An 18124-nucleotide genomic window follows, 5' to 3' on the forward strand; every position below is an offset into this window, starting at 1 on the left:
ATGGACCTTAAGATGGGGCCTGGTTCGCCTTGGCCGCTGGGAGCGACCTGGGATGGAGAAGGAGTCAACTTCGCCATCTTCTCCCGGAATGCCACGCGTATCGAGTTGTGCCTTTTCGACACCGCGGACGGTGCGGAATCTGCCCGCTTCGCCCTTCCCGAATTCACCGATGAGGTCTGGCACGGACGGATCGACGGGATCGGTCCGGGGCAGCTCTACGGCTATCGCGTGCACGGCCCCTACGACCCGCGGGCCGGCCACCGGTTCAATCCCCATAAGCTGCTCCTCGACCCCTATGCCCGCCTCTATGCCGGGGAGCTGAAATGGGACGATGCCCTGTTTGGGTACAAGATCGGCTCAAAGCGCGCCGGCGACTTGGCCATGGATGAGCGCGACAGCGCGCCCTATCTGCCGAAATGCATGGTTCTGGCCGAGGAGCCGAAACCTTCCGTACCGCGCCCCAATACGCCTTGGGAAGAAACGGTCGTCTATGAGGCTCACGTAAAGGGGCTTACCGCGACCCACCCGGATGTGCCGGAGCATCTTCGCGGCAAGTTCCTTGGCATCGCCCAGCCCGCGATCATCGAGCATCTGAAATCGCTCGGCGTCACGGCGCTGGAGCTGCTGCCTGTCCAGGCCTTCGTCAACGATCGGCATCTGATCGACCAGGATCTGAGCAATTACTGGGGCTACAACAGCATCGGCTTCTTTGCTCCTGCCGACCGCTATCTCACCGAGGGCGGCGGCATGGAGGAGTTCCGCCAGATGGTGGATGCGCTCCACGAGGCGGGCATCGAGGTGATCCTCGACGTGGTCTACAATCACACCGCCGAGGGCAATGGGCTTGGCCCCACCCTCTCCTTCCGGGGCGTAGACAACCTCTCCTACTACCGGCTCGCAAACGAGCCGCGGCACTATTACGACACCACCGGCTGCGGCAACACCCTCGACATGTCCCACCCCAAGGTGCTCCGCCTTGTGATGGACTCCTTGCGCTACTGGGTGGAGCAAGGTGCCGACGGCTTCCGCTTCGATCTCGCCTCGTCCCTTGCCCGTGACGGTGTCGGCTTCGATCCGTCGTCATCTTTCCTCGACGCCATCGGCCAGGATCCGGTCCTCAGTCGCGTGAAGCTGATCGCGGAGCCTTGGGATCTCGGCGAGGACGGCTATCAGGTTGGTGGCTTTCCCCCCGGCTGGGCGGAGTGGAACGACCGCTATCGCGACGATCTACGCGATTACTGGCGCGGCGAGATGGGAAGCCTTCCAGGCCTCGGCCATCGCGTCCTGGGCTCCGCCGATCTCTATGACAGGCACGGTCGCCGCCCATGGACGAGCGTCAACTTCGTCACCGCCCACGACGGCTTCACCCTCAATGACGTGTACGCCTACAATGAGAAGCACAACGAGGCGAATAAGGAAGACAATCGCGACGGCCACGACGACAACCGTAGCTGGAACTGCGGCGTCGAAGGCGAGACAGACGATCCGGATATCCTGGAGACCCGCGAACGGCTCAAGCGCGCCCAGCTCGCCAGCCTCCTCTTTGCCCAGGGCACCCCGATGCTCCAGATGGGCGACGAGCTCGGCCGCAGCCAGGGCGGCAATAACAACGCCTTCTGTCAGGACACCGAGATCTCCTGGATGCGATGGACCGATCGGCCCGATCGAGATTGGAAGCTGCTCGACTTCGCCCGCGGCCTCACGGCGCTCCGCCGCGAGCATCCGGTCCTCCGATGCCGCCGCTTCCTCCATGGCGAGCCGGTCGCACCCTCTATCGCCAACGTCACCTGGTTTAAGCCCGACGGCGAGGAGAAGCGTCCCGAGCATTGGGAGGATCCGGTCGCCAAATGCGTCGGCCTCTGCCTCGCGGAGAGTGACACGCTGCTTCTGCTGATCTTCAACAGCGACGGCGAGCCGATCGACTTCACGCTCCCGTCATTCGCCGGGCAGAAGTTCGAATGGCGAACCCTGTGCGACACAGCCACGGGTGAGATTCGGCCCGACCGGGCGCTCGTGACCGACACGATCTCGGTCCCGGCTCGCAGCCTGCTCCTATTGGAGAGAGCTCCGAAATGACCGACCGCTTCGCCTATGACTATCCCTGGGGCGCCCAAATCACAGATCGGGGTGCACGCTTCCGTCTCTGGGCGCCCTCCCAGGAGGAGATCACGCTGATCGCCACCGAGTCCGGCGAAGCGATGCAGATGATTCCCCAGGAGGAGGGCTGGTTCGAGTTGGAAACCTCCATGGTGAAGCCCGGTCAGGGCTATCACTTCGCACTTCAGGATGACATGCGGGTGCCCGACCCGGCCGCCCGGGCGCAAGTTGATGATGTCCATGGTCCGAGCAGGCTCGTCGATCCGAAGGCGTACCAGTGGAAGACGCCGGACTGGAAAGGCCGCCCCTGGCCCGAAGCCGTTCTCTACGAGCTGCATACCGGCACGTTTAGCGAGGAAGGCACCTTCGACGGCGTCCTGAAGGAACTCGACCGTCTCGCCTCCATCGGCATCACCGCGGTGGAGCTTTGCCCCGTGGCCCAGTTCGCCGGCAATCGCGGCTGGGGCTATGACGGTGTGCTGCTCTACGCGCCCCATGTCGCCTACGGCGGACCGGAGCGCCTGAAGGCTCTTGTGGATGCGGCCCACGAGCGCGGTCTGATGATCCTGCTCGACGTCGTCTACAATCACTTCGGCCCGGACGGGAACTATCTCGGCCTCTACGCCTCCGAGTTCTTCCACCCCGAGCGCCACACCCCTTGGGGTCCCGCCATCGCCTTCGACCGGAAGCCGGTGCGCGAATTCTTCGTGCACAACGTGCTCTACTGGCTGGAGGAGTTCCGGCTCGACGGTCTGCGCTTCGACGCCATCGATCAGATCGACGACCAGAGCGAAGTTCCGATCCTGCAGGAGATGGCGCGGGCGGTGCGGAAGCATTTTCACGACCGCCATATCCACCTCACCTCCGAAGACGACAAGAACAGCGTCGCGCTGCTGGAGTTCGCCGAGAGCAACCGACCGAAGCTGTTCACCGCGGAGTGGAACGATGACTGGCATCACGCCATGCATCACATCCTCACCGGGGAGGATGACGGGTTCTACGAAGATTACGTCGACCGCCCGGCGGAGCGTGTCGCGCGCATGGAGGCGGAAGGGTTCGATTATCAGGGCGAGCCTTCCCCCTATCGGGGCGGCGCACCCCGCGGAGAGCCGTCGGGCCACCTACCGCCGACCGCCTTCATCAACTTTCTCCAGAACCACGACCAGACCGGCAATCGTCCCTTCGGCGAGCGCCTCACCACATTGGCTGCGCCGGAAGCCCTTGAGACCGCTCTCGCACTCCTGCTGCTCGCGCCCAATACCCCCCTGCTCTACATGGGCGAGGAATATGGAGAGACGCGGCCCTTCCAATACTTCACCGACTTCCATGGCGATCTCGCCAAGGCTGTGCGCGAAGGGCGGCGGGAAGAGTTCAAGAAGGTGCGTCTGTTTGCCGACCCGGAAGCCCGCCACAAGATCCCGGATCCCAACGCGCTTTCCACCTTCGAAGCCTCTCAGCTGAAGCGTGACGACGTCCCGGTCGGCCAGCGCGAGGCCCGCGAAACCCTCGTCCACGACTTGCTGGACATCCGCCGCACATGCATTCTGCCCGCACTGTCGGACATACCGGCCCATTCCGGCAGCATCGAAGCACAGTCCGGCGGGGCCTTTACCGTGCGTTGGAAGCTCGGCGGCGGCAGGGTGCTGACGATATCCGCCAACCTCGCCGACGAGAGCGAGGCGATCGAGGCAATCGCGGAAGGCGATATCATCTACCAGCGGCCGGATGCCGCTGCTGAAGCGTTGGAGGCAGGGACCCTTCCGCCATGGTCCATCGTCTGCCGCATACGTTAGGGGAATTGGGAGCAACGCGTGAGTGAGAAGCTGCAGCGTCTGGCTGAATGCTACGGAATTGGAGACGGCTATACGAGCGAAACGGGCGAATGGGTCGAGACGACCCTCGCCGCAAAAGCTGAAATCCTGAAAGCTATGGGCGTCGCCGTCGGCAGCGACGATGAGATCGAAAAGAGCATCGCCGAAGCGCCGGCTCCGATCCCCGAGGAAGATATCCAGACCCTGTCCCGCAGCGGCTTCTGGCCCCTATGGCTGGTCGACCAGCGCGTCTGGGGCATGACCACCCAGATCTACAGCCTCCGCTCGTCCGGCAACTGGGGTATCGGCGATTTCCGCGATCTCGCCGACCTCGCGACCCGGCTTGGGCGGCTCGGCGCGGACTTCGTAGGCGTGAGTCCGCTCCATGCACTCTTCACCGCCGATGCCTCCCGCATCAGCCCCTACGCGCCCTCGACCCGCAATTTCCTAAACCCCATCTTCATCGCGCCCGACCAGGTTCCCGGCTTTGAGGAACTGGAGGAGCGCGACGCCCTGGTCGCCGAGCTTCCGGCGCTCCGCGAAGGCGACTTCATCGACTATCCGGCTGTCTACAGAGTGAAGCTCGCAGCCCTCGAAGCCTTGTTCGCACAATTCATCAAGAGCGCCTCCGACCCCGATCGCAACGCCTACGAGAGCTTCAAGCAGGAGAAGGCCGAGTCGCTGCAGAACTTCGCCCTTTACGAAGCCCTCTCGGAGCACTTCGTGGCGCAAGGCGGCTACGTCGCCTGGTCGACTTGGCCGGAGGAGTATCACGACCGCGACAGCCTCGCCGTGCGGGATTTCATTCGCGGGAACAAGCAGCGCATCGAGTTCCATAGCTGGCTGCAGTGGCTCGCCGACACCCAGCTTGCCGCGGCCCAGAGGAAGGCCCGGGAAGCCGGCATGCGCATCGGCCTCTATCTGGATCTCGCCATCGGCGTCTCACCCGACGGTTCGACCGCCTGGTGCGGCGGCCATGCGACAGCGCGCGAGGCCCGCATCGGCGCGCCGCCCGATGCGCTTTGTCCCGGCGGTCAGAATTGGGGGCTGATCCCCTTCTCGCCCATGGGCCTGCGTCAGCAGCGCTTCGAACCTTTCCGCGGTCTGTTGAGAGACAACATGCGCCATGCGGGTGCCATGCGTCTCGACCACGCCATGGGTTTGAGCCGGCTCTACTGGATCCCCGAGGACAGCGACGCGCTGGGTGGCGGCTACGTGCGTTACCCCTTCCGCCAAATGCTGGAGATGGTCGCCGACGAGAGCTGGGTCGCCCGCTGCATCGTCATCGGCGAGGATCTCGGCACGGTGCCGGAGGGCTTCACCGACACCATGGTGCGCGCCGGCCTGCTCAGTTACCAGGTGCTCTATTTCAGCCGTCATCACGGTCGCTTCTTCCAGCCCCATAACTACCGGCGGGAAGCCATGGTCTGCGGCTCCACCCACGATCTTCCGACCCTGAAGGGCTGGTGGACGGGAAGCGACATCAAATGGCGCGATCATGTGGGCGCCCAGGAAGCGGAAGACACGCAGATCCAGATGGAGGGGCGCGAGGCCGAGAAGCGCCTTCTCGTGGAGGCCCTCCAGGCATCCGGCCTCGTCGAGGGCGATGCGGAAGAGATCGCCGCGGCCGACGCATTGTCCGAAGACCTTCTGCTCGCCATCCACCGTTTCCTCTCGCGCACCCCATGCCGGCTCTTCGCCGTGCAGCTCGACGATGCGCTTGCCGCCGACGAGCAGGCCAACCTGCCCGGCACCGTGGACGAGCATCCGAACTGGCAGCGCAAGATCGGCGTTAACCTGGAAGAGCTGACCGAGCACAAGCTGTTCAGCGATCTCGTCCAAGTTCTCGCAACCGAGCGTCCTCGCTAATGCGGCCTTTAACGGCGACCTACAGACTGCAGTTTCGGGAGGGCGTGGGCTTCAAGGAAGCCGCAGATCTCGCCCCCTATCTGAGGCGCCTGGGCATCAGCCACCTCTACGCCTCGCCGATCTTCGAGGCCGTTCCGGGTTCGACCCACGGCTACGACATCGCGAATTATAACCGCCTCGAAGCCTCTCTCGGCGGCCGCCAGGGCCTGGACGACATGTCAGCGGCACTGAAGAAGCATGGCCTCCAGCTCATCCTCGACTTCGTGCCGAACCATATGGGCGCGAGCCCCTTCAATCCCTGGTGGTGCGATGTGCTGGAATGGGGCGAGCAGAGCCCCTACGCCCACCACTTCGACATCGACTGGTCCGCGCCCAAGCTGCTGATACCCGCCCTCGGCGAACCCTACGGACTGTCCCTCGCCAACGGCGCGTTCGCCATCACGCTCGATGCGGACAATGGCGGCCTGAACTTCACCGCCCCGGGCCATGAGCTTCCCATGACCCCGCCGAGCTACGCCACGGTCTTCACCCAGATCGAGGACGGCAGCTTCGAGGATCTGGCCCATCGCTTCGCCATCGCGACGCCCGAGACGACAGGCGAGCTCAAAACGGATCTCCGCGAAAGACTGCAGGACCCCGACGCCCGCGCGAAGCTGGAGAAGGCCCTTTCAGACATCGTCGCCGATCGCGACCTGATGCATCAGCTTCACGAGGCGCAGGTCTGGCGTCTCGCCTTTTGGCGCGCCGCCCGCGAGACCCTGACCTACCGCCGCTTCTTCGAGGTCACCGATCTCGTCGGCGTACGGATGGAGCAGCCTAGCGTCTTCGAAGAATCCCATCGCCTGATCCTCGACCTTGTCGGCAAGGGTATTGTGCAGGGCATTCGTCTGGACCACGTGGATGGTCTCGCCGATCCGCTGGCCTATTTTCTCAAGCTGCAAGAGGCCGCGACCGAAGCGACCAATGAGGCCGAGCCATACCTCCTGCTGGTGGAGAAGATCCTGGGTCAGGGCGAAACCTTGCGGAGCGACTGGCCCGTCGCCGGCACCACCGGCTACGAGTTCATTCGCAGCCTCGCGGACCTCTTCACCGACCCCGCTGGCGAGGGGGCCATGACGGCCGCCTATCACGACTTCATCGGCGAGCCGCTGGACTACGAGACCCTCTTGCTCCGCGCCAAACGCCACATCTTCGTGCGCAATCTCGCCGGCGAGCTGGAGGTTCTCTCCGGTCTTGCCGCGAAGCTTGCCGCCGCCGACTTGGTCACGCGCGATTTCGGCCGCGACACCCTACGGCGCGCCATCATCGAGCTCGCCGTCGCCCTCCCCGTCTACCGCACCTATGTCGACGTGGAGGGACCGAGCGCGGAGGACGAAACGCTGATCGCCGATGCGACCGCAATCGCCAAAGCCTCCCGCGAGGTTGAAGACGACCTTGCGATCGACTTCATCGCCAAGATCTGGCGGCTGGCTCTCGAGGATCCGGCCGCACGCGCCGAGGCGCTCACCTTCGCGACCCGGTTTCAGCAGACCACCGGGCCGCTCATGGCCAAGGCCCTCGAAGACACCCTCTTCTACCGCTACAACCGCCTGATCGCCCTGAACGAGGTGGGCGGCGAACCGGACGTGTTCGGCGCGCCCATCGAAGCCTTCCACAACGAGATGGATGGAAGCTGGTGCGCCAGCGCCAGGGGCTCTCCACCACCTCGACCCACGATACCAAACGCGGTGAGGACGCCCGCACCCGCCTCTATTCCTTGAGCGAGGTGCCGGAGCGCTGGTCGGAAGCGGTCTCAAGATGGGCCGAGATGAACCAGGGCGCCCTCACCATCGAGAACGAAGAACGCAGCCCCACCGTCGAAGACGAATGGCTGTTCTATCAGTCTCTCGCAGGGGCCTGGCCCTTCGACCTTTCGCCCGACGACGCGGAAGGGATGGGCACCCTGTCCGACCGCATGACCGCCTTCATGCTGAAGGCCATCCGTGAGGCCAAGGTGCGCACGAGCTGGACAGGTCAGGATCAGCCTTACGAAGACGCTGTGGAGCGCTTTGTGCGCGAAACCCTCGATCCCGACGCCGCCGTGGCGTTCCTGGAGGATTTCACGGCACATCACGCGCCAATAGCCTTGGCCGGCGCCCTCTACAGCCTGTCTCAGACGCTGATCAAGCTTACCGCGCCGGGCGTGCCCGATATCTATCGGGGCTCGGAGCTCTGGGAGCTGAGCCTCGTCGATCCCGACAACCGCAGGCCGGTGGATTTCTCACAGCTCGAGGGAATGCTGTCCGAGCTGGAATCGGTCGATACGCCCGCGGATCTGCTGCAGAGATGGCATCGCGGCGCTATCAAGCTCTACCTCTTGGAGAAGGGCTTGCGCCTGCGCCAGGAGCATCCAAGCCTGTTCGAAACCGGCGAATACGCTCCGCTCCACCTCACAGGTGCAAGGAGCGGCAATGCGGTCGCCTATCTCAGGGACGAGCACGATTTCGGCTTGATCACCATAGCGCCAATCCGGGCGCACGCGCTTTTGGAGGGGCAGAAGACGCCGATCGTCCCCGCTGAAAGGTGGGAGGATACGGCCATCAGCCTCCCCGGCGATTGGGCCAACAAACGCTGGCGGAATCTCTTGACCGGGGAGACGATGACCGCAACCGAGGGCAAAATGCGCCTCGGCGAGATACTTCAAAGCTTCCCCGTCGCCTTGCTGGCGACCGAAGGAAGCTAGCGAAGGCGATTGCTTAGAGAGCCTCGGCGCCGGTCTCGCCCGTACGGACGCGGACGGCGCTCTCCAGCGGCAGCACGAAGATCTTGCCGTCGCCGACCTTGCCCGTCTTGGCAGCGTCGGAAATGGCCGAAACGATCTTGTCCGCCAGGCTGTCGTCTGCAGCAATCTCGAGCTTCACCTTCGGCACGAAATTCACCGTGTACTCGGCGCCGCGATAGACTTCGGTGTGACCCTTCTGGCGGCCGACGCCGCGCACTTCGGTCACCGTCAGGCCTTCGACGCCAATGGCGGTCAGCGCATCGTGCACTTCGTGAAGACGGTGGGGCTGGATAACAGCAACAACATATTTCATAGCGTTCTCCCTTTATTATGGTGTGGGGCCGGATGGATCCGGCCCCTTGTTTTCAGCCTCGGCCTTCAACGAATGAAAAAAGAAAGCTTAGACCTCGGCGAAAGCTATAGCTCTACTTGGGAGGGTTTTGTAGATCTTCAATCGCCTTGCTAAAACAATCAGCACTGCCCAGAATTCGTGCATAAAATGGCGTTTCGCGCCACTCGACGAGCCAGGATCCATCTGTGCTAAACTTCCGGGATGAGCAAGGCATTCACCAAAGAGCAGGAAGGCAGCGACGTCTATGACGAGCTGCCGGAACGTCCCGTTTCTTCGAACTACTTGGTCACCGAGCGCGGTCTCAAGATGATCGACGACGAGCTGGCCGCGCTGAACGAGGCCCATGCGGAAGCTTTGGCCGAAGACGACAAGCAGCGCCTCGCGCGCATCAATCGCGACCTGCGCTATTTTACGGCACGTCGCGCGACGGCCCAGCTTGTGCCGCCCCCCGATCAGACCGCCGAAGTCCGCTTCGGCAACAAGGTGACGATCGAACGTGACGACGGCCGCACCCAGACCTTCACGATCGTGGGGGAGGACGAGGCGGACCCATCCAACGGTACGCTGTCCTATGTCTCGCCGGTGGCCCAGGCCCTGATGGGACGCTCCGTCGGCGATCTGGTCGCCGCCGGCACCGGCGAAGCGGAAATCATCGAAATCCGCTGATCGCGACCTTTGGCGCGGCTTGCGCGCTTACTTCTTGACCGGCTTTTCCAGCATGAGCTGGCCCTGCTTCTTGACCAGCGCCTTCGCCTTGTCGGCGAGCATCGCCAGCATCCAGGGAAGCTCGACCTCCAGATGGACATGGTCGTCGGCGACGTCGACCTTGCCGTTGGTCTTCTGGCCCAGCAGGCTCGCCTGGAAATCCAGATGGTCGTCCGTCCAGTCGTCCTGCAGCACGGCGAACTTGTCGCCGAACGACGTCCGGACCTGGCCGAAGCCGTTCTTCAGCCGGCGAATGGCTTCTTCCTTGCCGAGATTGTGGGGAATATCGACAGTGACGGGCTTGCCCATGAATGTGTTGGCCTCGCAGGTTGTCATCCGCCGATCGCGGATTTGAAGTTTGCATATATGGGGCGCTGCCGGCACCAAAGCCAGAGGGCCCACGCCCCAGATTCAACGCCGATCCGAATGGCCAAGATCCCGTTCCGGCGCGATCCGGTCGCGCACGAGCTGCTTGAGTTCCTTCATTTCCGGAAACCGCCCCTCGGCGCCCCGCGAATAGACCAGCACGCCGTCCACATGCACGTCGAAAACGCCGCCGGTGCGATCGGGGATCAGCGTGACGGCGCCGACCTCCTCTGAGAAGCTGGTGAGCAACTCCTGCGCCGTCCAGGAGGCGCGCAAGAGCCAGCCGCAAAGCTGGCAATAGGCGATTGAGACATGGGGTTTGGGAAGGTCTTGGGTCATGGCTGAGGTCGGTGCGAGAGTTCGACTTTTACCCGGTGCGATCAACTTATGGTTAGCGACCCTTTTTTCCGACACGATCATACATTAGATTAGCTCTAAGATTGAACGGCGCCGGTCGCGGGTCTCTGAACCTGTACCGATTTGAAGTCTTTTGTCTGTCTGCGCGCGTCATTTTTGTTATAAGCCGGTGAGGCAAATCACCATGCGACTAACCAAACAGACCAGCTACGCGATCCGGATTTTGACCCATTGCGCACGCAAAGAGGGTAAATCTGTTCGGGCGAGCGAGATCGCGCAGATCTACGGCATCACGGAATACAACGTCGCCAAGATCGTACCAATTCTGGTCCGGGCCGGCTTCATAGAATCGACCCGCGGTCGCCTCGGCGGCCTGAAGCTCGCACGCCCCGCCGATGAGATCCAGATCGGCGATGTGGTCCGCGCGACCGAGGCAACCTATGTGGAAGCCGAGTGCGGCGGTGGCGATTCCCGCGATTGCGCCATCAAGCCCGCCGCCCTGATCAATCGGCTCCTGGGCGAGGCTCTCGAGGCCTTCATCAGCGTGCTCGACAAGCACACCCTCGACGAGCTGATCGGCACCGGTCCCCATCCGGCCGATCTCGACCTCCTGACCGGTCGCGGCCAGGGGCGTACCGCCGTCGCGGGCACCTCCGCCAACTCCTAGTTTTCGATCGATCCCGCTTGAGCGATCGGCTCTGCGCGCCTGATCGCGGCCGTCGTGCTAGCTCTTCAGCCGGTAGCCGGTCTTGAAGATCAGATGCACGATCGCGAGACACACGACCATGAACACAAGGGTCATGGCGAGGCTGATCCCCACCCCCACATCCGAAGCGCTGTAGAAGCTCCACCGGAATCCGCTCACCAGATACACGACCGGGTTGAACAGGGTCACCGTCTGCCAGGCCGGCGGCAGCATATCGATGGAATAGAACGTGCCGCCGAGGAAGGTCAGCGGCGTGATGATCAGCAGCGGCACGAGCTGAAGCTTCTCGAACCCGTCGGCCCAGATGCCAATGATGAAGCCCAGCAGGCTGAATGTGATCGCCGTCAGCACCAGGAACGCCAGCATCCAAACTGGATGATCGATCTGCAGCGGCACGAATAGCGATGCCGTGGCGAGAATGATCAGCCCCAGGCAGATCGACTTGGTCGCCGCCGCGCCGACATAGCCCAGCACGATTTCCAGGGCCGAGATCGGCGCCGAGAGGATTTCGTAGATCGTCTTTGAAAAGCGCGGAAAGAAGATGCCGAACGAGGCATTGCTCACGCTCTGGGTCAAGAGCGACAGCATGACGAGACCGGGCACGATGAACGCCCCGTAGCTCACGCCGTTCACCTCCTGGATACGGCCGCCGATCGCCGCCCCGAAGACGATGAAATAGAGCGCCGTGGAGATCACCGGCGAAACGACGCTTTGCAGCACCGTGCGCCAGGCGCGGCGCATCTCGAAGATGTAGATCGCCTTGACCGACTGTATGTTGAAGCTCATGACGGCTCCTTCACCAGGCTCACGAAGATGTCCTCGAGCGAGCTCTGCTTCGTGTCCAGGTCGCTGAAGCGCACGCCCGCCTCGCTCAGCGCAGTCAGCAGCGACGTGATGCCGGTGCGCTCCGCCTGGGTGTCGTAGTCGTAGACCAGCACGTCGCCCCCCTCCTCCAGCGACAGGCCGAACGGGCTGAGCTGCTCGGGCACGCTATCGATCCGCTCCTGCAGCTGCAGCCGGAGCTGCTTCCGGCCAAACGCCCGCATCAGGTCCACCTTGTCCTGCACGACGATGATCTCGCCGTGATTGATGACGCCGATGCGGTCCGCCATCTCCTCAGCCTCGAGGATGTAATGGGTCGTGAGGATGATGGTGACGCCCCGGTCCCGGAGCTTCCGAACCACCTCCCACATGGCCTGGCGCAGCTCGACGTCCACGCCAGCTGTGGGCTCATCCAGAAACAGGATGTCCGGCTCGTGGCTGAGCGCTTGGCGATCAGCACCCGGCGTTTCATACCCCCGGATAATTCCATGATCTTGTTGTCGCGCTTCTCCCACAGGGACAGATCCTTCAGCACGCGCTCGATATGGGCCGGGTCCTTCTTCAGGCCGAACAGGCCGCGGCTGAAGGAGACCGTGTCCCAGACCGTTTCGAACGCCTCCGTGGTGAGCTCCTGCGGCACCAGCCCGATGCTCTGGCGCGCCGCGCGATAGTCCTTGAGGATATCGTGACCGAGCACCGCGACCTTGCCGCCCGAAGGATTCACGAGACCGCAGATGATGCTGATCAGCGTCGTCTTGCCGGCGCCGTTCGGCCCGAGCAGCGCGAAAATCTCGCCGCATCGAATCTCGAGATCGACGTCCTTGAGAGCCTGGAATCCGGACTCGTAGGTCTTGGATAGATTGGAGACGGAGATCGCGGGCTGCATCGGACCCTGCATGAACCTTGGAGAAGACTTCGGAAGGAGTGTTCGGACAGGCGGAACTGCGGCCAGCTGAACGGGGCGGAAACTAACAGGCAAGCGCGGTCGCGACCAGCCGGGCTTACTGAAACCTTTAGATAAGTTTTCGCAGCGATTTATCCAGCCGCCTAAGACAGTCTTTTCGATGGGAGTATAGGCTAAGTCACTGTTTGGGAACGGGTACCGTCGTTGGACGGTTCAAAAGAAAATTCATATGGCAGCCCAGGAGGGATGCGCGCCAATGACCATGACCGATCCTATTGCGGTGACGAATGCCAAGCGTGTTTCGGATAGCCGGGAAGAACGGCGCCTTTGGGCGCTGCATTCCCTGGGCTTGCTGGACAGTCCGGCAAGCGAAAGCTTCGACCGGATCACGAGGCTGGCAAGCCAGATTTTCGATCTTCCCATAGCAGCCATCTCCCTCACCGACGAGGACCGCCAGTGGTTCAAATCCCGCGTCGGTCTCGACCGTCAGGAGGTCCCCCGTGACAAGGCGCCTTGCGCAGCGGTGATCGAGAACAACGAGCTCCTCGTCCTGAACGATCTGCTCGAACATGAAAAATACGCCAGCAGCTTCCTCGCGGAGAACGGCGTTCGCTTCTACGCCGGCGCTCCTCTGGTCACCCGGGATGGCTACGGCCTCGGCACCATGTGCGTATTGGGCCCTGAACCCCGCTCCGTAACCAATGAAGAGTGCCAGGCGCTGCGCGACCTCGCATCTCTTGTCATGGCGCAGATCGAGCTGGAGCACGCCTTCGGCCGCATCGACCCGGTCACCCATCTGCCGAGCCGCATTCAGTTCATCGAGGACCTCAACGATCTCGCCCGCGACGCCGCCGGGGAGACCCGCTACGCGACCCTTATCGATCTCGCCAACCCTTCCGAACTCGCCCAGACGAGTCGCGTGCTCGGACCGGCCTTCATCGACGGCGTGATCGACAAGGTCACCCGGCAGATCCGGGAGACCATCGGAACCAAGATCCCGCTCTACGTCGCCAGTCACGGGCAGTGCATCTTCCTGGTCGAGGAGAACGACGAGAAGCTCCGGGCGACGGAGATAGAGCGCCTGCGCCGCTCCATCCAGAGCGTGCTGAACGCCACCAACCCGCCGGTCTTGTTAAATTCGAGCATCGGGGTCGTCCCGTTCAAGCTCGGCGAGGCCGACCCCCAGGACGTCATCCGTATGGCGCAGAGCGCTGCGGAGGATGCACGTCAGGGTGAACGCAAGCTCAGCTTCTACTCGCCCAAGCTCGATGAGGAGGAGCGCCGCCGCTATCGGCTGCTCGCCGACATCAGGGAAGCGATCCGGGGAGAGGGCCACCTTTATCTCGCCTACCAGCCCCGCATCGATGTCGAGACGCAACGCTGCGTCGGTGCCGAGGCCCTTCTGAGGTGGACCCATCCCGAGCTGGGCGCCATCTCGCCCGGTGAGTTCATCCCTCTTCTGGAACGAACCTCCCTGACCCGCCAGCTCACAGCCTGGGTCATCGAGACCGCCGTCGACCAGATGGCGACCTGGAAGCGGCATGACTTGCAGCTCAACGTCTCGGTGAACATCTCCGCCGAGAACCTGAGCGAGGGCGATTTCGCCGCCCGCCTGATCCAGACCCTGCAACAAAAGGACATCGATCCGCGCACCCTGGAGCTGGAGCTCACAGAAGGCGCGATCCTGAAGAAGGGCGTCCAGGCGCTACGGCAGCTGAAGGTTGTCGAGCAGGCAGGAATTGCCGTGGCGATCGATGATTTTGGCACCGGCTACAGCAACCTGTCCTATCTGCTGGATATCCCGGCCAAGGTCGTGAAGCTCGATCGGTCGCTGGTGCAGGCGCTGCAGAAGGAAGACCGCTCGCGGACCCTGGTACGGACTCTCATCGCGACCCTGCGCAACCTGGATTACCGCGTGGTCGCCGAGGGGGTCGAGACGATCGAAATCTTCGAAGCTCTGCGGCGGGAGCGCTGCGACGAAGCCCAGGCTTCCTGTTCTCGCCGGCATTGGCCCCGAAACTTTTTGAAGAATGGCTCAAAGTGAATAGCGGGCGCCGGAAAGACAATGACAAGCTTACGCCGCGCCCGCTCTCGAATATCGCGTAACCTTACGCGCCGGCGACCTCTGATAGACGCGCTTCGATAACCACCCGCTGCTGCTTGCTCTGCGGATCTTGGATTCTGTATTGCCAGCCCTCGTGTTCTTCCGGCAGCAGCGCGAGCACTTCATAGATCCCCGTCTTCCGATTGAGCGGGTCGCGCGCGAGCTGAACTTTTTCGCCGATCTTGAACTTATGGCCGGTCATAGGTCACCTTTTGTTGAGTGGAAAGAAGCAGGGGCGAGATGTAGTGTTACGCTAATAAGAAGCGTTCAGGCCGTTTTTTGTTCCAAAGCCTGGCAAGAACTCAACGGGGCGACGACAACCTGAGGGCAATGACGGCGCGGATGTGCCGTCCGAAAAGCCGGACCTCTGGCACGCCACGGCGAATGCGCCGGGCCGGCAGGAGACTGCAGATGCAAATGAAGTTCTGGGCGCTCGCGGCCCTCTTCGGCTCCATTATCGGCCCCCTTCCGGCCAGCGCCGACAATGACGGCTCCGATCCGACCGACCAAGTCTACCTCCAGATCATCGTCAAGGCCTGCCACGCCACCGAGACCCTGCTGCAGCCCACCAATCAGGGCGTCAAATACGATGATGTGCAGCCGCTCAGCCGCGAAGAGCGCCTGGCGATGTATCGCGAGATCGGCTGTATCGACGTGCCGATCCCCATGCGGTTCATCACCGGCCGTATGAATGCCGGCGCCTGCCGCGGCCATGCGGGTTACATGGCCGCGATGCAATTCCTCGAGCAACGGTCCGACCTCGCCGAATACCCGGCCGTCGGCGCGTGGGAATGCATCTTGAGCGACAAGCCTGTAGTGTCTCCCGTCGGCCAATAATTGGCTTGAGGCTGGCCTTTTCGGCGTTTCATCCCCATATAAGTTCCGACCGATATGTCCAATCGATATTCCGATAACGCGGGGCCGTTTCCCGTTACGCGGGCCGATGTTTTGCGCGGCCTGACAGCGCTTGCCGCTCTGCCGCTGCTTCGTGCCCTGCCCGTACGCGCCGAGGTCTCCGCCTCCGGCGATGCGCCGGAGATGGCCGTCGAGGAAATCGCCCCGGGGGTCTTCGTCCATCACGGCCGCTACGAGCTGCAATCCCCGGAAAATCTCGGCGACATGGCGAATACCGCCTTCATCGTCGGCGACGATGCCGTCGCCGTGATCGATACGTCGGGCACCGCCATCGCAGGCGAGGCCTTCCGCAAACGCCTGCGCGAAGTGACCGACAAGCCGATCCGCTACGTGATCAACACCCACATGCATCCCGACCACGTGTTCGGCAATGCCGCGTTCAAGCAGGACAATCCGGAGTTCGTCGCCCACAAGAACATGAAGGCCGGCCTTTCCGTTCGCGCCGAGACCTATCTCGCAAGCTCGGAGCGCATGATGGGGAAGGAGGCCATGAAGGGTACCGAGGTGATCCTGCCGACCCGGGAGATCGCCGAGAAGGAAACCCTGGATCTCGGCAATCGGACCCTCGTGCTGGAGCCTCAGCAGACGGCGCACACCAACAACGATCTCATCATCACCGACGAAAAGACCGGCACGCTCTTTCTGGGTGACCTCCTGTTTTCACGGCACATCCCGACCCTGGACGGCTCGATCCTGGGCTGGCTCGATCTGATCGAGAAATTTCAGGATCGAAAGGCCACCCGCGTTGTCTCGGGCCACGGTCCGATCTCCATGACGATGCCGAGCAGCCTCGATGACGAGCAGCGCTACTGGACCGTGGTGGCCGACGATATCCGCAAGACGATCGCCGAGAACGGCACCCTCGAACAGGCGGTGAAGACGGCCGGATATAGCGAAAAAGACAAGTGGAAGCTCTTCGACGTCTATCATCGGCGCAACGTGACTGCCGCTTTTGCCGAATTGGAATGGGAATGAGTTTTGCGCGCCGATGCGATAGACTGCCGCAAAACGAATTGGAGGAAACGATGCCTCGACAGCCTAAAAGCCGGCTGGGCCGGAAATATCTAACCTCTGCGGCCCTTGCGCTCTTTCTAGCCGCAGGCTTGGCAGCGCCGGTCCCAGCCCGTGCCGATGTCGACGATTGGCCTATGCTTCACGCCGCGGTCTTCCATAACCGCGACATCATCGAAGGCGACGGCGTCGTCATCCTCGATGCCCCCGCCCAGGCCGACGACGGCGCGCTGGTGCCAATCACCGTGCGCGTCCCGCCGGAGGTGAAGGGGCCGCTCAAATCCCTCACCATCGTGCTGGACAAGAATCCCGTGCCGGTCGTCGCGCAGCTTCATTTCGGACCTGCCGCCGGTGAAGGGGGTGAGCGCCGCTTCTCGACCCGTATCCGTGTCGACAGCTTTTCCCATATCCGCGCCGTGGTGGAGACCGCCGACGGCAAGCTGCACATGACCAAGGGCTTCATCGCCGCAGCCGGCGGCTGTGCTGCCATGAACGCGAAGGATCCCACGGCGGAAGCCGAAGGCATGGGCAAGATGATCGTCAAGACCTTCCCGCCGGCGTTGGACACCACGCCGATCTGGCAGGGTCAGGTGATGCTGAAGCATCCGAACTTCAGCGGCTATCAGATCAACCCCAACACGGGAGAGCTGATCGAGGCGCGGTTCCTGGAGAAGATGGTGGTGAAGCGCGACGGCGAGCTCGTCTTCACCCTCGACGGCACGCCGTCCATCTCGGCCAATCCGAACTTTCGGTTCACCTTCGGCCGCGGCGAGCATAACGATCTCGACGTCACCATGACCGACACCGACGGAACGGTCTTCCAGGCACAGTCGAAGCCGAGCGGCTCCTAAGACCGGATCTCAATAAACAAGCTACCTACGAAGAAGGGCCGCGCTGTTCCGAACAGCGCGGCCCTTCTGTTTTGCTCAAACGCTCAGAGGCGATGGGCTACATCTTGTCGCCGTGCATGTCGTCGCCATGCATCTCGCCGCCTTCCATCGCATCGCCATGCATGCGGGAATACGCGGCCTCGGCCTTCTTCAGGTTCGCTTCCGGGTTCTTCAGGAAGATCTCCTTAGCCTGCTCGTTGCCGAAGCAATAGGTCTTGCCGTTGTATTCGGTGTTCACCGAGCAATCGGTCTCGACTTCCTTATCCAGGGCGAGACCCATGGCGCACATATTGTCGAATTCGCCCGTCGCAGCGAACGCCGCGGTGGCTCCGCCGATCATCACGGCGCCGGCAACGGCCGACAGAAGCATGTTCTTGATCATCTCGTTTCCTCTCGATTGTTTTTCCGGGTCCGAGTGGTCGTCCCGTTGAATGTTAGGCTAACAGAGTGCGGG

The 18124-nt window shown here is 62.7% G+C and carries 17 protein-coding genes and 1 pseudogene; 11 read left to right on the forward strand and 7 right to left on the reverse strand.

The genetic code is table 11. The features are described from left to right. From glgX to A7A08_RS16010, 5 genes are read left to right on the forward strand one after another with little or no spacing between them, the layout of a single operon-like run. Positions 1 to 2076, forward strand: coding sequence for a glycogen debranching protein GlgX (gene glgX / locus A7A08_RS10885; RefSeq protein WP_069095495.1), 2076 nt, complete (start codon positions 1 to 3; stop codon positions 2074 to 2076). After that, positions 2073 to 3890 (forward strand): malto-oligosyltrehalose trehalohydrolase, encoded by a 1818-nt coding sequence (gene treZ, locus A7A08_RS10890; protein WP_069095496.1) that lies wholly within the window; start codon positions 2073 to 2075, stop codon positions 3888 to 3890. The genes glgX and treZ overlap by 4 nt, the downstream gene beginning before the upstream one ends. 18 nt (positions 3891 to 3908) lie before the next feature. After that, the gene (gene malQ / locus A7A08_RS10895; protein ID WP_069095497.1) at positions 3909 to 5777 is read left to right on the forward strand and encodes a 4-alpha-glucanotransferase; all 1869 of its coding nucleotides are present in this window, start codon (positions 3909 to 3911) and stop codon (positions 5775 to 5777) included. After that, the gene (treY, locus tag A7A08_RS16005; protein WP_141693955.1) at positions 5777 to 7537 is read left to right on the forward strand and encodes a malto-oligosyltrehalose synthase; all 1761 of its coding nucleotides are present in this window, start codon (positions 5777 to 5779) and stop codon (positions 7535 to 7537) included. The genes malQ and treY overlap by 1 nt, the downstream gene beginning before the upstream one ends. After that, entirely contained in the window at positions 7453 to 8499 is a 1047-nt protein-coding gene (locus A7A08_RS16010) for a malto-oligosyltrehalose synthase (protein WP_141693956.1), read from the forward strand. The genes treY and A7A08_RS16010 overlap by 85 nt, the downstream gene beginning before the upstream one ends. 13 nt (positions 8500 to 8512) lie before the next feature. On the opposite strand, the gene A7A08_RS10905 is transcribed toward A7A08_RS16010, so the two are convergent. Then, complete coding sequence (locus A7A08_RS10905) at positions 8513 to 8851, reverse strand: P-II family nitrogen regulator (RefSeq protein WP_069095498.1); 339 nt, start codon at positions 8849 to 8851, stop codon at positions 8513 to 8515. A 240-nt stretch (positions 8852 to 9091) separates the two neighbouring features. On the opposite strand from A7A08_RS10905, the gene greA reads away from it, so the two are divergent. Further along, complete coding sequence (greA, locus tag A7A08_RS10910) at positions 9092 to 9556, forward strand: transcription elongation factor GreA (RefSeq protein ID WP_069095499.1); 465 nt, start codon at positions 9092 to 9094, stop codon at positions 9554 to 9556. A gap of 27 nt (positions 9557 to 9583) precedes the next feature. On the opposite strand, the gene A7A08_RS10915 is transcribed toward greA, so the two are convergent. Next, on the reverse strand, positions 9584 to 9931 hold the full coding sequence (locus A7A08_RS10915) for a polyhydroxyalkanoic acid system family protein (RefSeq protein WP_245290894.1): 348 nt from the start codon (positions 9929 to 9931) through the stop codon (positions 9584 to 9586). A gap of 75 nt (positions 9932 to 10006) precedes the next feature. Further along, positions 10007 to 10300 carry an Rdx family protein gene (locus tag A7A08_RS10920; protein ID WP_069095501.1) on the reverse strand — a complete coding sequence of 98 codons (294 nt, stop codon included), beginning with the start codon at positions 10298 to 10300 and terminating at the stop codon, positions 10007 to 10009. A gap of 202 nt (positions 10301 to 10502) precedes the next feature. On the opposite strand from A7A08_RS10920, the gene A7A08_RS10925 reads away from it, so the two are divergent. Continuing rightward, positions 10503 to 10985, forward strand: a complete 483-nt coding sequence (locus A7A08_RS10925) for an Rrf2 family transcriptional regulator (protein WP_069095502.1) — start codon at positions 10503 to 10505, stop codon at positions 10983 to 10985. A gap of 57 nt (positions 10986 to 11042) precedes the next feature. Here the strand turns inward: A7A08_RS10925 and A7A08_RS10930 are convergent, their stop codons facing one another. Further along, positions 11043 to 11810, reverse strand: a complete 768-nt coding sequence (locus tag A7A08_RS10930) for an ABC transporter permease (RefSeq protein WP_069095503.1) — start codon at positions 11808 to 11810, stop codon at positions 11043 to 11045. After that, a pseudogene (locus A7A08_RS10935) lies at positions 11807 to 12732 on the reverse strand (ABC transporter ATP-binding protein). Before A7A08_RS10935 ends, A7A08_RS10930 begins: the two are co-directional and overlap by 4 nt. Before the next feature lie 280 nt (positions 12733 to 13012). Here A7A08_RS10935 and A7A08_RS10940 point away from each other — a divergent pair. Then, positions 13013 to 14794, forward strand: a complete 1782-nt coding sequence (locus A7A08_RS10940) for a GGDEF and EAL domain-containing protein (RefSeq protein WP_208430614.1) — start codon at positions 13013 to 13015, stop codon at positions 14792 to 14794. Positions 14795 to 14858: 64 nt separating this feature from the next. Here A7A08_RS10940 and A7A08_RS10945 read toward each other — a convergent pair whose 3' ends face one another. After that, positions 14859 to 15056 (reverse strand): hypothetical protein, encoded by a 198-nt coding sequence (locus A7A08_RS10945; protein ID WP_069095505.1) that lies wholly within the window; start codon positions 15054 to 15056, stop codon positions 14859 to 14861. 209 nt (positions 15057 to 15265) lie between these two features. Here A7A08_RS10945 and A7A08_RS10950 point away from each other — a divergent pair, with 209 nt between their 5' ends. From A7A08_RS10950 to A7A08_RS10960, 3 genes are all read left to right on the forward strand, one after another. Beyond that, positions 15266 to 15691: a hypothetical protein gene (locus A7A08_RS10950; protein WP_141693957.1), complete on the forward strand. Its 426-nt coding sequence runs from the start codon at positions 15266 to 15268 to the stop codon at positions 15689 to 15691. Positions 15692 to 15745: 54 nt separating this feature from the next. After that, on the forward strand, positions 15746 to 16744 hold the full coding sequence (locus tag A7A08_RS10955; protein WP_069095507.1) for a quinoprotein relay system zinc metallohydrolase 2: 999 nt from the start codon (positions 15746 to 15748) through the stop codon (positions 16742 to 16744). Positions 16745 to 16917: 173 nt separating this feature from the next. Beyond that, positions 16918 to 17631: a quinoprotein dehydrogenase-associated SoxYZ-like carrier gene (locus A7A08_RS10960; protein ID WP_169822997.1), complete on the forward strand. Its 714-nt coding sequence runs from the start codon at positions 16918 to 16920 to the stop codon at positions 17629 to 17631. Between the two features lie 97 nt (positions 17632 to 17728). On the opposite strand, the gene A7A08_RS10965 is transcribed toward A7A08_RS10960, so the two are convergent. After that, entirely contained in the window at positions 17729 to 18052 is a 324-nt protein-coding gene (locus A7A08_RS10965) for a hypothetical protein (RefSeq protein WP_069095508.1), read from the reverse strand. Positions 18053 to 18124 lie beyond the last annotated feature (72 nt).

This window comes from Methyloligella halotolerans (genome assembly GCF_001708935.1).
In the GTDB taxonomy this organism is placed as follows: domain Bacteria; phylum Pseudomonadota; class Alphaproteobacteria; order Rhizobiales; family Methyloligellaceae; genus Methyloligella; species Methyloligella halotolerans.